The following is a 14,505-nucleotide window of genomic DNA, read 5'->3' as shown; positions in this document are numbered from 1 at the left end:
CTCCGTGCGCCCGGCGCCCGGGCGGCACGGAAAAGGTGGTACCGGAGCACGGCGCCGCCGAGGCGGGCCCGTGCGCCGGAGAACTGGATGTGTCGGTGGGTCCGGGCTACTTGGGGCCGATGGCCGTGTCGCGCGCGGCCCGCAGGGACTCCTTGAGCGAGCCCATGGTCGCCATGACGGCGGTGGGCTCGTAGCCGCAGTGGGCCATGCAGTTGGCGCAGCGCGGGTCCTTGCCGCGGCCGTACTTGTCCCAGTCGGTCTTCTCGATCAGCTCCCGGTACGTGGGCACGTAGCCGTCGCTCATGAGATAGCAGGGCCGCTGCCAGCCGAACAGCGAGTAGTTGGGGATCGCCCACGCCGTGCAGTCGAAGTCGGCCTTGCCCTCCAGGAAGTCCAGGAACAGCGGGCTGTGGTTGAGCCGCCAGCGGTAGCGGTTGCCGCCGGCGAACGCCTTGCGGAACAGCTCCCTGGTCTGCTCGACGCCCAGGAAGTGCTCCTGGTCGGGGGCCTTCTCGTAGGCGTAGGCGGGCGAAATCATCATCTCGTCCACCTTCAACTCGTCGTTGAGGTAGTTGAGGACGTCGATGACGGTCTGCGGGGTGTCGGTGTTGAAGAAGGTGGAGTTGGTGGTGACACGGAAGCCGCGCCGCTTGGCCTCCTTCATCGCCTCGACGGCCTCGTCGAAAACGCCTTCCTTGGCGACGGATTCGTCGTGCCGCTCCCGCAGCCCGTCGATGTGCACGGCGAACGCGAAGTAGGGCGAGGGTTTGAACTGGTCCATCTTCTTGCGCAGCAGCATCGCGTTGGTGCACAGGAAGACATACTTGCGCTTGGCGACCAACTGCCGCACGATCTCGCCGATCTGCGGATGCATCAGCGGCTCGCCGCCCGCGATGGAGACCATGGGAGCCCCGGACTCCAGCACGGCACCGACCGCCTGCGCCACCGGCATCCGCTGCTTGAGCACGCCGGCCGGGTGCTGGATCTTCCCGCATCCCTCGCACTTGAGATTGCACGCAAAAAGAGGCTCCAGCTCCACGATGAGCGGGAACTTGTCACGCTTGCGGAGCTTCTGCTGAAAGAGATAGGTCCCGATACGAACGGTCTGGCGCAGTGGCATGGCCATTACTGGCTCACCTCCAGGGGAGCAACAAGGATCGGTGCCATTCAAGAAATGCGGGCAGAACGCCGCGCAGCATACGGAATGCCGATATTCCACCTCGCAGTGTGCCGATACGAATCAGTTCATGCCCCGGAGCGTCCACCACCACCCGCACAGCCGCAACCGGACGACGCGCCGCGCCCGCGCGGGCGGCGTCCAAGGTCGCGGCCGACTCCATGTCGACGGCGACGGCTCCGGTGGCGTGCAGCGCGGCCCGCTCGGCGCCGCGCACCACGTGATCGCTGCCGAGGAGCGGGCCGGTGTGGACGGTGCCGTGCGGCCGCAGCGCGGCGGACAGCAGCTCGGTGGCGGTGGTCGGGGTGCGTCCACCGGGGTGGCGGGTCTCCTCCGCGACGACGAGGTCGCCCGGCCGCATCCCGGGGGCGAGCCCCGCGCAGAAGCCGGTGGCCAGCACGGCGGTGCCGCCTACCACCGGCTCCTCGGCCAGGGCACGGGTGACGGCGGCCCGGGCCGCCTGCGGCCCCATGCCGCTGCGCAGCAGTGTTGGGCCGTTCGGGTCACCGCTGCTCCGGCGGCCCGGCCCGCGCCGCAGCGCGGCGTGCTCGATGCCGAGCGCGCACGCGACGAGCAGCGGACCTGGGTCGCCGGAGGTGTCCATCAGGCGTCCCGCCCCGCGAGGCGCTCCAGCCCGTCCCCGTGCAGATAGCGGCCGAGGGCGGTGAGGGGGAAGACCATCCGGTACATGTGGTAGTTGATGGAGAAGTCCCAGGGGAAGCCGGTGCCGGTGAAGTACGGCTCGTCCCAGTACCCGTCCTCCTGCTGGGTCTCCGCCAGCCAGTTGATGCCGCGTTCGACGGCCTTGCCGTCCCGCTCCCCCGCCGCCAGCAGCGCCATCAGCGCCCAGCCGGTCTGCGAGGCGGTGGAGGTGCCGTTGGCCACCCACTCGGCGTCGATGTAGGAGCGCAGGTCCTCGCCCCAGCCGCCGTCGTCGTTCTGGACGCTCTCCAGCCAGCCGACGGCCCGGCGGATCGCGGGGTGCGAGACGGGCAGGCCGGCGGCGACGAGCGCCGGGAGCACGGAGCCCGTGCCGTAGAGGTAGTTGACGCCCCAGCGCCCGAACCAGGCTCCATTGGACTCCTGTTCGGCCAGCAGCCAGGCGATGGCCCTGCGTGCCCGGGGGTCGCCCTGCTTCCCCTCGGCGGCGAGCATCTCCAGCACGTGCGCGGTGACATCGGCGGAGGGCGGGTCGATGACCTCGCCGAAGTCGCAGAACGGCAGCCGGTTGGGGAACTTGCTGGTGTTGTCGACGTCGAAGGCCCCCCAGGCGCCGTTGCCGGACTGCATGCCCAGGTTCCAGCGCACGGCGCGCTCGACGGCCCGGTCGACGCGCTCCGGATCGGGGTGCGCGATCCGGCGCAGCGCCAGCGCGACCTCGGCGGTGTCGTCGATGTCCGGGTAGTTGTCGTTGTGGAACTCGAACGCCCAGCCGCCGGGCTGGAGTCGGGGCCGCCGCACCGACCAGTCGCCGGGCCGGACGATCTGCTCGCCGAGCATCCAGTCGGCGGCCTTGACCAGCGCGGGGTGATCGCGCGGCAGCCCGGCGTCGGCGAGCGCGATGGCCGTCAGACAGGTGTCCCAGACCGGGGACTGGCACGCCTCGACCATCCGTGTCTCGGCGTCGGGCCAGACGGCGAACCTGTCGAGGGACTCCAGCCCGGCCTTCATCACCGGGTGCTCCAGGTCGTAGCCGAGCAGCCGCAGGGCGATGAGCGAGTAGACGGCGGGGGGCTGGATGCCGCCCCAGCAACCGTCGTTCTCCTGCCGCTCGATGATCCAGCGCGAGGCTTCCTTGATGGCGGCCCGGCGCAGCCGGCGGGAGGCGACCTTCCGGTAGGCGTGCAGCGCCTTGTCGATGCGCTGGAAGGCGCCGTCCCAGCTGTTCGCGGGCGCCAGCCGGGCCGGCGGGACGGGCCGTGCGGGGTCGCGGTGCAGCTCGTCCAGTGCGAAGGGCGCCGGGCGGACCGGGCGGAAGGCGGAGACGATGGTCAGCGGCACGATCGTCTGCCGGGCCCAGCAGCCGAAGTCGTAGATGTTGAGCGGGAACCACTTGGGGAAGAAGATGACCTCCGGCGGCATCTCCGGCAGGTCCTCGTAGCGCCACCAGCCGAACAGGGCCAGCCAGATCCGGGTGAAGACCCTGCTGCGCGCGATGCCGCCGCTCTCGCGTACCCACGCGGCGGCCTTCGTCATGTGCGGCGCCTCCGGCTCGTCCCCGGCGAGCTTGAGGGCGACGTACGCCTCGATGGTGGTGGACAGTTCGCCGGGGCCGCCGTAGAAGGTGGCCCAGGTGCCGTCCTCCCGCTGCTGGGAGCGGATCCACCGGGCCGCGGCCCGGGTGGTCTTCTCGTCCCGAATGCCGAGGAACTCGCGCAGCAGGAGATCCTCGGCATCCATGGTGACGTTGGTGTCCAGATCGCCCTTCCACCAGCCCGCTTCGTCCTGGCGGGCGAGGAGATGATCGACGGCGCGGGCCGTGGTCCGCTCCGCTACGGCGGTCAGCTCCTCGCGTTGGGGAGCCGGGGCCGTGGGAGTGTCGCGGTCCGTGTTCTTCGTTCCGGAGACGCCGGGTCCAGCGGGTCCGTCCGTCGTGGCTGTCATCGCTTCTCCTTTCGAAGTGTCCGAAATGATCGGATCTAAGCGGCCTGCCAAGAATGTCACCTCTGTCTGACGACGACGAAGTCGGCCAGCGCCGCGAGTTGCTCGCGCACCCGCCCCGGCATCTCGACCGGTTCGAGCGCGGCGAGCGCCTGCTCGTGCTGGCGCTGGGCCTCCTGCGAGGTCCACTCGCGGCCTCCGGCCTGCTCGATCAGGGCCGCCCGCTGGGCGAACTCCGCCTCGTCGAAGTCCTCGAACTCCTCCTGGGTCTTCTTGGCATCCGCCGCCATCAGCTCCGCGAGCCGCATGGCGGCCTCACCGTCCGAACCGAGCGCGGCGGCCACCGGCAGCGACTTCTTGCGCTGCCGCAGATCGCTCCACGCCTGCTTGCCGGTCGCCTGCGGGTCTCCCCAGATGCCCAGCAGGTCGTCCACGGCCTGGAAGGCGAGCCCCAGGTGGTAGCCGTAGGACTCCAGCGCGTCGGCCGTACGGTCGTCGGCGCCGCCGAGCACGGCGCCGATGGAGGCGGCACAGGCCAGCAGCGCGCCGGTCTTGTTGCCCTCCATGTCCAGGCACTCCTCCACCGTGACCACGTCCCGGTGCTCGTAGGAGATGTCCTGTGCCTGGCCGTCGATGAGCCGGCGCGTCGCCAGGGTGAGCCGGCGCATCGCGCGGCCCGACTCCGGCGTTCCCGGCTCCAGCAGTATTTCGCCGGCGAGCGCGAACAGCGCGTCGCCGACGAGGATGGCCTGGGCCGGACCGTGCACCTTCCAGACGGTGTCGCGGTGCCGGCGCTGCTCGTCGCCGTCCATCAGATCGTCGTGCAGCAGCGAGAAGTTGTGGACCAGTTCCACGGCGACGGCCCCGGGGATGCCCGCCTCGGGCTTCGCGCCCGCCACCTCGGCCGACAGCAGGGCCAGCGCCGGCCGCACCGCCTTGCCGCCGTCGGCGGCCGACGGCCGTCCCTCGGTGTCGATCCAGCCGAAGTGGTAGGCGGCGACGGTGTCCATCGGAGGCGCCAGCCGGTCGACGGCCGTGCGCAGCACGGGAGTTGCGAGCGTCCGCCCGCGCTCCAGCAGCGCGTGCACGCTGTCGGTGCCGGCCGTCCCGCCCGCGAGGTGCTCACCCGCGGACCCCGAGTTCGCCGAATTCGCCGAGGTCACTGCTTCTCCTCCGTGCGGTGCTTCCGTGCCGGCCGTGCCGGCCGCGTCAATGGTGCTCATGGGCCCTTCCTTCGATACCGGGGACCGGGGCCTTGCCGTACGGACGGCCCAGCGTGACGAGTGCTTCCCGCGCGGCCTCGGCTCCGCTGCGCACCGCGCCCTCCATGGTCGCGGGCCAGCCGGTGGCGGTCCACGCGCCCGCGAGGAAGACACCGCGCGCCGCGGTGCGCGCCGGCGGGCGCAGCCGGCCGACGCCGGGGGCAGGAGTGAAAGTGGCGGTGCGCTCCCGCGTCACGAAGAAGTCGCGCACCCGCGCGCCGCGCGCCGCCGGCAGCAGCCGGTCCAGTTCGGGCAGATACCGCTCGCGCAGCGTCGCGACCGGCAGGTCGATCTCCTCGTGCGCCACGGACTGGGACAGCGCGAGGTACTGGCCGCCCCCGGAGAGCCCGGCGGCGGACGTACGGTCGAAGACCCACTGGACGGGGGTGCCCAGCGCCGCGAAGAACGGCCGCCGCAGCACCTTGCGGTCGTAGATCACATGCACGTTCAGGATCGGCGAGGTACCGATCTCCAGGAGGCGGTCCGGCTCGGTGAGCGCCCCCTCGGGAAGCAGCCCGTGCGCCTCGCGGTGCGGGACGGCGAGAACAACCGTTCCGGCGGTCAGCTCCTCCGCGCCGCCGGCGCCCTGCTCGACACGGACCCGCCAGCCGCCCTCGTCGTCCGGCGCGACCGCGCGCGCCCGGGTCCGCAGCAGCGTGCGCACCCCGGCCTTCTCCAGCGCGGCGCCCGCCATGACGTCGTGGATGTCGCCGAGCGGCACATGGGACCAGCCGATGTCGGCGGCACCGGGGTCGGTCAGCAGACCGGTCTTGAACACCTTGGCGGCCAGGCCCATCGACGCCTCGGGCGCCCGGGCGTTGAGCGTCGCCGTCCCCACCAGGTCCCACAGCGCCTCGACGGCGCGCGGGGACTGGCCGTGCCGGTGCAGCCAGGTGCCGAAGTCGATGCCGTCCAGGGCCGGATCGGCCGGGTCGAGCCGCTTCAGGGCGAGCGCCGCCCGGCCCACCGAGGCCCGCTCCAGCAGGGAGAGATGGGGGTAGGTGGCCAGCCCGGCGGCCAGGTGCAGCGGGACGGGGGCCTGGGTGCGCCGCAGCCGCCCGGCCCGCAGCCGCTCCCCTCCGGCGTCCAGCACCGGCACCTCCATACGGTCCTGCAACGGTGCGAGACCGAGGGCGCCCAGCCGCTCCAGGAACCAGGTGTAGGCCGAGCAGCAGCGCAGATAGACGTGCTGGCCGTTGTCGACGGTCAGTTCACCGGCCGCCGAGTGGCGGCGGAAGGAGAAGGCGAGCCCGCCCAGCCGGGGCCTGGTCTCCACGAGCGTCGTCTCCAGCCCCGCCTCGGCCAGCAGCAAGGCGGCGGTCGTCCCGGCGATGCCCCCGCCGAGGACCACCGCGCGCCGTGCCGCGGGCCGGTCACCGGGCCGCACGTCGTGCGCCGCGTCGGCCGTCATCCGTGCTCCTCCCCTGGATCCTGCTGTCGCCCGAAGTCCGCGCCCGCTGGGACGCCGGGACCGTACGGTGGGTTGCCCGGCCGAGGGCCATTACGCGCTCCGCCGCGTCGCCTGCATTACGCGCTCCGCCGCGTCGCCTGACGGGAGACCAGCCGCGCGTCGAACCCCGACAGCCCGCGCACCGCCACGTACGCCTTCTCCCGGCCGGGCAGCGACACCCGGCCGCGGAGCACGGCGCCGGGGTCGGCGGAGATGCGGTCGAGCAGCCGGTGGTAGATGCCGGCCATCGCGGCGACGCAGGCGCCGGAGCGGCGGTCGAGCATCGGGAGGAGCCGGTAGCCCTCGGCGAACAGGGCGCGGGCGCGGCGTACTTCGAAGTGCACCAGCCCGGTGAAGTCGGCACCGGGCGGCACCGTGTCGCCGCCGAAGCCCGCAGAACAGCCAAATTTCTCCAGATCCTCCGCGGGCAGGTACGTGCGTCCGCCCTCCGCGTCTTCCCTGACGTCCCGGAGAATATTGGTCAGTTGGAGGGCCAGACCGAGGGTGTCGGCGTACTCGGGAGCGCGGGCGGCCTCGCGCGCGCCGGGCACGGTACCGAAGACGCCGAGGGACAGCCGCCCGATGGCCCCGGCCACGCACCGGCAGTAGACCTTGAGCTCGTCCCAGGTCTCGTACGTCGCGCCCTGAACATCCATCAGAACGCCGTCGATCAGTTCGTCCAGCGCGTCGAGCGGCAGGGGGAAGACCCGCGAGGCGTGAGTGAGGGCGACGGCGACCGGGTCGGTGTCGTCCCAGGAGACGCCGCCGTCCTTGACGCGGCCGAGCAGCTCCCGGGTCTCCTCCAGCCGCTCCCGCTTCGCCGCCGTCTCCAGGCTGCCGTCGCCGATGTCGTCGACCCGGCGCGAGAAGGCGTACAACGCCGACATGGCCTGCCGCTTCCCCGGGGGGAGCAGCCGGATGCCGTAGGCGAAGTTGCGCGCCTGCTGACCCGTGACGGCCTCGCAGTAGCGGTACGCGGCGGCCACCTGCGGCGGCGGCTGCTGCGTGGGCCGCGTTCTGAACAGGTCCCTTCCGTCCACGTTCCCGTCACCCCTCTCCACGCAGGCTCGCCAAGGCGGCGCGCAGCACGCGCGGCGCGCCCGCCTTGGGGGCTCCTGCCAGTACGTCGTATCGCGCCGTCCGCAGCGCGCCCACAGCGGCGCGTCCTCCGCCGGTGAAGCCGGCGAGCAGCAGTCGCAGCCGGCCGTGCACGCTGCGCACGAGCGGCATCCCCTCATCCAGCAGCCCCTGTGCGCGCTCCGCCTCGAAGGCGATCAGCGTGCGGACGGAGGCGTTGGCCGTCGGTGCGGCGAGGTCCGCCTCGTCGACCCGGAAGCGGTCCATGTCCTGCGCCGGGATGTAGATGCGGTCCCGGGCGAGGTCCTCGGCGACGTCCTGGAGGTGTTCGACGATCTGCAACGCGGTGCAGACGGCGTCCGAGCGCCGCACCCGCTCCGGCGTCGCGGTGTCCGTGAGGGCGAGGACCAGGTGCCCCACCGGGTTGGCGGACAGCTCGCAGTAGGCGAGGAGGTCGGCGTAGGTGGCGTAGCGGCGGACCTTCTGGTCCTGCCGGTTGGCCTCGATCAGGGCGAGGAACGGATCGGGCGTCAACTCGCGGCGGCGCACCGTGGGGACGAGCGCCTGCAACAGGGGATGGCCGGGTTCGGTACCCGTACGGGTGAAGACGCGGCGCACATCGGCTTCGAACGCGTCGAGCATCGCGAGGGGGTCGTGCGCCTGATCGGGCGGCAGTCCCAGGGCGAGTGCGTGTGTGTGCGGGGATTCGAGATCGCTGTCCCCGATGTCGTCGACGAGGCGGGCGAATCCGTAGACGGCCATCAGATCGTCCCGCCAGGACCGGGGAAGGAAGCGGGGCGCCACCGGGAAGTTCTCGCGGCCGGCCTTGGAGAGCACAGCGCGCGCGTACGCGTTCTCCTCCGCGGTCACCACGTGCTGCCCATGGCCATTGCCGTCACATCTCCGTTTCTACACCGCTGCACCCGAACATCTTATTTCGGACACGCCGCCTGCGCTGGCCTGCGAAAGCGCACCACGGCAGCCGTCAGCCGCCGCTCCGGCGCCCGACTTGCCGCCTTCAGCACCGAAACAGCTTACGCCGTACATCAACCCCATACGCGAGGGGTTTCATTCCGCCGTCGACGGGTCCGGGGGCGAGGGGATCGGCCCAGGTGGCGGGGTGGTGCTCAGGGGGCGGCGAGTCCGGCGACGAGATCGTCGAAGGCGCGCTCGACCACCTGCGTCGTCTGTTCCTGCGTCAGTTCGCCGAGATGGCGGCCCATTATCAGGACGGCGACTCCGTGCACCATCGCCCAGGCGCTCAACTCGGCGCCCTGTCTGCGTGTTGCGGGCAGCGCGCCGGCCTCGGCGAGCGCGTCCAGGCTCTCGGTGAGCATCTGGAACGAGCGGACCTGCGGGTGGTGTTGCCCGCCGTGCGGCGGCCCGGCGGCGTCCGCTCCGAGGGGGTCGACGGTGCCGCAGAAGGCGGAGCGGAAGAGGCCCGGCTCGCGCAGCGCGAAGCGGACGTAGCCGCGGCCGAGCGCCTTGACCCCCTCCCGGGCCGCCTCGACGCCCTCGCCGCGGATTCCCTCGCGGCTCTCCTCCATGGCGGCGACGAGGCACTGCTGCGCGTGGTCCTTGACGGCCGCGAGGAGGTCGGACTGGCCGGAGAAGTGTCGGTAGGCGGCGGTGGCCGAGACGCCGACCCGGCGGGCGGCGGCGCGGAGGACGACCGCTTCGGGTCCGCCGTCCCGTGCCAGGTCGACGGCCGCTCGCACCAAGGCGTTGCGCAGATCTCCGTGGTGGTAGCGCGGCTTACCGCTCCTGTGCTCCGGCATACCTCCATCCTGCCCGATGTTGACGGGGTAAACATCCCATGCCATGCTCCATGTTGACGCTGTAAACATGGCGGCTCGCACGGCCGTGCGTCCGTCTGCGAACCGGGGGATCATCACGTGCTCCAACGCATTGCCCACCTCACCCACCGCCGCGCGCGGGCCGTGCTCACGGTGACCTTCCTCGCCGTCGTGGCCCTCGCCGCCGTGGGCTCCGGCGCCTTCGGCAAGCTCCAGGGCGGCGGATTCGACGATCCCGGCTCGCCCTCCTCACGGGCGCAGGACGTGATCGACGAGAAGTTCGGGGGCGAGAGCAACCTCGTCCTGCTCGTCCGCCCGCACGACGGCGGACTCGACTCGCCGCGGGCCGAACAGGCCGGGCGGAAGCTGACCGAGGGGCTGCGGAAGGAGCCCGGGGTCACCCAGGTGGCCTCCTACTGGGGGCCCGGCGGCTCCCGGCTGACCTCGCGGGACGGCACCCAGGCGCTCGTCCTCGCCCATGTCGACCTGAACGACGAGGAGACCGTCGCCGACGTCGGCGCACGCTGGACCGGGGACCGCGACTCCGTCTCCGTACGGGCCGGCGGTGCGGCGGCGCTCAACCACGACATCAGCGACCAGGTGTCGAAGGACCTGGCCGTGGCCGAGGCGATCGCCGTGCCGGTGACGCTGCTCCTGCTGGTCATCGCGTTCGGCAGCGTCGTCGCGGCGCTGCTGCCGCTGGCGATCGGCATCGTCGCCGTGCTGGGGACCTTCGCCGAGCTGTACGTCCTGGGCAGCCTCACCGATGTCTCCGTCTTCGCGATCAATCTGACGACCGCGCTCGGCCTGGGGCTGGGGATCGACTACGGGCTGCTCCTGGTCAGCCGCTTCCGCGAACGGCTGGCCGCGGGAGACGACACCGGGCAGGCGCTGCTGACCACCGTGCGCACCGCGGGCCGCACCATCGCGTTCTCCGCCTCCACCGTCGTCGCCGCGCTCGGGGCGCTGCTGCTCTTCCCGCCGTTCTTCCTGCGGTCGTTCGCCTATGCCGGCATAGGGGTCGTGGTCATCGCCGCCCTCGCCGCGCTGTTCGTGGTGCCCGCGCTGCTCGCCGTGCTGGGGCGCCGGGTCAACAAGGGGCGGCTGCCCTGGGCCGATGCCGTGCGGCGGGCCGACGCGCCGCTGTGGGGGCGGGTCGCGGGTGCCGTCATGCGGCGGCCGGCGCTCACCGCGCTGCCCGTGCTGGCCGTGCTGCTGGTCGCGGCGAGCCCGCTGCTGGGCGCCTCGTTCGGCGTACCGGACGAGCGGGTGCTGCCCGAGAAGGCGGAGAGCCGGCAGGTGCAGACCGCCCTCCAGGAGGACTTCGCCGGCAACGCCACGAGCGGGGTGCCCGTGGTCGCCGAGGGGCGGGCCACCGCCCGGGACGTGGCGGGATACGCCGCGCGGCTCTCCCGGCTGGACGGCGTCGTACGCGTCGAGTCCGAGGCCGGTGTGCACAGCGGCGGCCGGGCGGCACAGGGGCCGGGGCAGCCGGAGCGGTTCGTCCGGGACGGGGTGCACCGGCTGTCGGTCACGACGAGGACCGCGCCGGCCTCGCAGGAGGCGCAGGACCTCGTGCGGGCGATCCGTGATCTGCCGGGGCCCGGGTCGACGCGGACGCTGGTCGGCGGCAGGGACGCGCAGCTGATCGACTCCAAGGAGTCCATCGGGGCGCGGCTGCCGGCCGCCGCCGGGTGGATCGTCGGCTCGACCTTCGTGCTGCTCTTCCTGTTCACCGGCAGCCTCCTCCAGCCGCTGCGGGCGCTGGTGCTCAACGCCGTCAGCCTGACCGCGTCCCTCGGGGCGATGGTCTGGATTTTCCAGGACGGGCATCTGGCCTCGCTGCTGGGCTTCACGCCGATGCCGATGGACACCTCGATGACCGTCCTGATGTTCTGCATCGTCTTCGGGCTGTCCATGGACTACGAGGTGTTCGTCACCAGCCGCATCAAGGAGCTGCACGACGCCGGTGTCACCGGACGCGAGGCCGTGACCGGCGGGCTCTCGCGCACCGGCCGGATCGTGACCATGGCCGCCGGGCTGCTGGCCGTCAGCTTCTTCGCCTTCGGGACCGGCAACGTCTCGTTCCTCCAGATGTTCGGCCTGGGCAGCGGGCTCGCCATCCTCATCGACGCGGTGGCGGTGCGCGGTGTGCTCGTGCCCGCGGCGATGCGGCTGCTGGGCCGCGCCGCCTGGTACGCGCCCGGGCCGCTGCGGCGGCTGCACGAGAAGGCCGGGCTGCGGGAGAACGACGCCGACGGCTCGGCCCGCGACGAGGAGCGGGTGCCGAGCGGGGTCTGAGCCCTCCGGTCGCCGCGGCCGTCCGGCCCCTGTCACACACCGAGGCCCCCGCCGTGCCGGGCGGGGGCCTCGGTGTGTGCGCGCCGGGCAGGCCGGCGGGCGCCTACTTGCTGGTGAACTTCTCGTACTCCTTGAGCACGTCCTCGGTCGGGCCGTCCAGCATCAGCCGGCCCTTCTCCAGCCACAGCACGCGCTCGCAGGTGTCCCGGATGGACTTGTTGTTGTGGCTGACCAGGAAGACCGTGCCGGCCTCCTTGCGCAGTTCGCGGATGCGCTTCTCCGAGCGCTTCTGGAACTTCTTGTCGCCCGTGGCCAGCGCCTCGTCGATCATCAGGACGTCGTGCCGCTTGGCGGCGGCGATGGAGAAGCGCAGCCGGGCCGCCATGCCGGAGGAGTAGGTGCGCATCGGCAGGGTGATGAAGTCGCCCTTCTCGTTGATGCCGGAGAAGTCGACGATCTCCTGGTAGCGCTGCTGGATCTCCTCGCGGGACATGCCCATGGCCAGGCCGCCGAGGACGACGTTGCGCTCGCCGGTGAGGTCGTTCATCATCGCCGCGTTCACGCCGAGCAGGGAGGGCTGGCCGTCGGTGTAGACCTTGCCGCTCTCCGCGGGCAGCAGCCCCGCGATGGCCTTCAACAGCGTCGACTTGCCCGAGCCGTTGGAGCCGATCAGGCCGATGGCCTGGCCGCGGTAGGCGGTGAAGCTGACGCCGCGCACGGCGTGCACCTCGCGCATGTTGCCGCCCGGCTTGCGGCGGACGATGCGGTTGAGGGCGGCCGTCGCGCTGCCCTTGCCCTTGGCTCCGCCGTAGACGCGGTAGACGATGTGCAGATCTTCCGCGATCACGGTGGGCACCCACGGTGCGGGGGTGTGCTCGGCCTGCGCCGGCGTCTTGTAACCGGCCTCGGCGGGCGCACCGTCCTGCCCGGTGTGTTCAGCCACGGCCATAACGCTCCTCCGACTTCCAGAAGAAAACAAATCCGCCGACGCCGATCACGATCGCCCACACGAGGGCCAGTGGCCAGGCGTAGTGCGACATGTCATTCAGCGTGTATTCGTCGATGAGCGAGTAGCGCATCAGATCCATGTAGACCGTGGCCGGGTTCGCCTGCATCACCTGCACCAGCCAGTGCGGTGCGTCGTGCTTGCTGAGCATGTACGGCAGGGAGAACATCACGCCGGACGCGTACAGCCAGGTCCGGGTGATGAAGGGCATCAGCTGTGCCAGGTCCGGGGTCTTGCTGCCCAGCCGGGCCATGATCAGCGCCAGCCCGGTGTTGAACACGAACTGGCAGGCCAGCACCGGGACGATCAGCAGCCAGGTGAGGCCGGGCATCTCGCGGAAGCCCAGCAGGATGACAACCAGGACGATCATCGAGAACAGCAGCTGCTGGAGCTGCTGGAGCGAGATCGAGATCGGCAGCGAGGCGCGCGGGAAGTGCAGCGCACGCACCAGGCCGAGGTTCGAGGAGATCGCCCGCACCCCGTTGAGCACCGAGGTCTGGGTGAAGGTGAAGACGAACACCCCGGTGACGAGGAAGGGGATGTACCGTCCGCTGCCGCCGGGGATGCCCTCGCGGCCCCCCATGATGATGCCGAAGATGAGGAAGTAGACGGCCGCGTTCAGCAGCGGCGTCGCGACCTGCCACAGCTGGCCCAGCTTCGCCTGGCTGTACTGCGCCAGCAGCTTCGCCCGGGAAAAGGCGAGGATGAAGTGCCGCCGTGCCCACAGCTGCCGCACGTACTCGGGCAACGAGGGGCGGGCTCCGCTCACCGACAGGCCGTATTTGACCGCGAGTTCGGCCGAGGTCAGCCGGTCGTCCGGGGACGGTGGGGGCACCACACCGACAGCACTGTCAGCGCTGTCGGCACTGTCGTGGGTTGTCTCGCTCACGTTGGAATTACGTCCTCACACTGCGCAAGTGAATCCTGTGCCGATGCTCTCAGAAAACGAGACTGTCAGATCACCGGTGGGCGTCCCAGCCGCGTCAGACGCCATACCGTACGCCACCGCATGGGCCTGCGCGGACCCGCCGGAGTCGTCCAGCCCTCCTTGAAGCCACCCAGCCACGCGCGCAGCGCCGGCATCGACGGACGGCGGGCGAGCGTGAGCAGCAGCCACACACCCAGGTAGACGGGGACGAGCAGGGCCGGGAGGTTGCGGCGGGCCAGCCAGACCCGGTTGCGGGCGACCATGCGGTGGTAGACCGCGTGCCTGCTGGGTGCGGTGGTGGGGTGGTGGAGCACCATGTCGGCCCGGTAGTCGATCATCCAGCCCGCGTTCAGCGTGCGCCAGGCGAGGTCGGTCTCCTCGTGCGCGTAGAAGAACTCGTCGGGCAGACCGCCGACTTCGGCCAGCACCCTGGTGCGCACCGCGTTGGCCCCGCCCAGGAAGGTGGTGACGCGGGAGGAGCGCAGCGGGTCGGCGGCACGCAGCCGGGGCACGTGGCGGCGCTGGGTCTCCCCCGTGTCGGGGTCGGCGATACGGAAGCTGATGATGCCCAGCTTCGGGTCGCGGGTGAACGCCTCGCGCACCAGCTCGGCCGTGTCGGTGTTGGGCAGCAGTCCGTCGTCGTCGAGGAACAGCAGCGCGTCCACCTCGCTGCCGGACGGGCCGAACGCCTCGATGCCGACGTTGCGGCCTCCGGGGATGCCGAGATTTTCCGGAAGCTCGACCGTCCGTACACCTTCCGGCAGCTCGGGCAACGGCGCGCCGTTACCCACCACCACGACCTCGATCGCCTCGCCGTCCTGCTTGGCGACCGACTCCAGCAGCGCCCGCAGTTCCTCGGGGCGGTTGCCCATGGTCAGGATGACCGCACCCAGCCGCATGGTCCGCT

12 protein-coding genes are annotated in these 14,505 nt (G+C 71.5%); 1 reads left to right on the top strand and 11 read right to left on the bottom strand.

The genetic code is table 11. The features are described 5' to 3' along the window. Positions 1-106: 106 nt before the first annotated feature. The 8 genes from hpnH to SCA03_RS00720 form a co-directional block, all read right to left on the bottom strand. Positions 107-1,126, bottom strand: a complete 1,020-nt coding sequence (hpnH, locus tag SCA03_RS00755; RefSeq protein WP_030878950.1) for an adenosyl-hopene transferase HpnH — start codon at positions 1,124-1,126, stop codon at positions 107-109. 7 nt (positions 1,127-1,133) lie between these two features. Then, complete coding sequence (locus tag SCA03_RS00750; protein ID WP_030890711.1) at positions 1,134-1,781, bottom strand: phosphorylase family protein; 648 nt, start codon at positions 1,779-1,781, stop codon at positions 1,134-1,136. Beyond that, positions 1,781-3,781 (bottom strand): squalene--hopene cyclase, encoded by a 2,001-nt coding sequence (gene shc / locus SCA03_RS00745; RefSeq protein WP_030878955.1) that lies wholly within the window; start codon positions 3,779-3,781, stop codon positions 1,781-1,783. The genes SCA03_RS00750 and shc overlap by 1 nt, the downstream gene beginning before the upstream one ends. Positions 3,782-3,837: 56 nt before the next feature. Further along, on the bottom strand, positions 3,838-5,001 hold the full coding sequence (locus SCA03_RS00740) for a polyprenyl synthetase family protein (RefSeq protein WP_078872945.1): 1,164 nt from the start codon (positions 4,999-5,001) through the stop codon (positions 3,838-3,840). After that, positions 4,988-6,451 (bottom strand): hydroxysqualene dehydroxylase HpnE, encoded by a 1,464-nt coding sequence (gene hpnE, locus SCA03_RS00735; RefSeq protein WP_086814818.1) that lies wholly within the window; start codon positions 6,449-6,451, stop codon positions 4,988-4,990. The genes SCA03_RS00740 and hpnE overlap by 14 nt, the downstream gene beginning before the upstream one ends. 116 nt (positions 6,452-6,567) lie before the next feature. Then, positions 6,568-7,530 carry a presqualene diphosphate synthase HpnD gene (gene hpnD / locus SCA03_RS00730; RefSeq protein ID WP_230988421.1) on the bottom strand — a complete coding sequence of 321 codons (963 nt, stop codon included), beginning with the start codon at positions 7,528-7,530 and terminating at the stop codon, positions 6,568-6,570. A 7-nt stretch (positions 7,531-7,537) separates the two neighbouring features. Beyond that, positions 7,538-8,440, bottom strand: coding sequence for a squalene synthase HpnC (gene hpnC, locus SCA03_RS00725; protein WP_086814817.1), 903 nt, complete (start codon positions 8,438-8,440; stop codon positions 7,538-7,540). Positions 8,441-8,694: 254 nt separating this feature from the next. Then, positions 8,695-9,345, bottom strand: coding sequence for a TetR/AcrR family transcriptional regulator (locus SCA03_RS00720; protein ID WP_030878969.1), 651 nt, complete (start codon positions 9,343-9,345; stop codon positions 8,695-8,697). A gap of 117 nt (positions 9,346-9,462) precedes the next feature. Here SCA03_RS00720 and SCA03_RS00715 point away from each other — a divergent pair, with 117 nt between their 5' ends. Beyond that, complete coding sequence (locus tag SCA03_RS00715) at positions 9,463-11,664, top strand: MMPL family transporter (RefSeq protein WP_086814815.1); 2,202 nt, start codon at positions 9,463-9,465, stop codon at positions 11,662-11,664. Positions 11,665-11,767: 103 nt separating this feature from the next. Here SCA03_RS00715 and SCA03_RS00710 read toward each other — a convergent pair whose 3' ends face one another. From SCA03_RS00710 to SCA03_RS00700, 3 genes are all read right to left on the bottom strand, one after another. Then, a complete protein-coding gene (locus SCA03_RS00710) occupies positions 11,768-12,613 on the bottom strand; it encodes an ABC transporter ATP-binding protein (RefSeq protein WP_030878975.1) in 846 nt (281 codons plus the stop codon). Continuing rightward, positions 12,600-13,559: an ABC transporter permease gene (locus tag SCA03_RS00705; RefSeq protein ID WP_086814814.1), complete on the bottom strand. Its 960-nt coding sequence runs from the start codon at positions 13,557-13,559 to the stop codon at positions 12,600-12,602. The genes SCA03_RS00710 and SCA03_RS00705 overlap by 14 nt, the downstream gene beginning before the upstream one ends. A gap of 65 nt (positions 13,560-13,624) precedes the next feature. Beyond that, positions 13,625-14,497 carry a glycosyltransferase family 2 protein gene (locus SCA03_RS00700; protein ID WP_030878982.1) on the bottom strand — a complete coding sequence of 291 codons (873 nt, stop codon included), beginning with the start codon at positions 14,495-14,497 and terminating at the stop codon, positions 13,625-13,627. Positions 14,498-14,505: the final 8 nt, after the last annotated feature.

Origin of the sequence: Streptomyces cacaoi (assembly GCF_006539165.1) — a bacterium.
Lineage (GTDB): Bacteria > Actinomycetota > Actinomycetes > Streptomycetales > Streptomycetaceae > Streptomyces > Streptomyces cacaoi.
The sequence above is the reverse complement of the archived record's forward strand: the minus strand, read 5'-3'. Positions and strand labels throughout refer to the sequence as shown.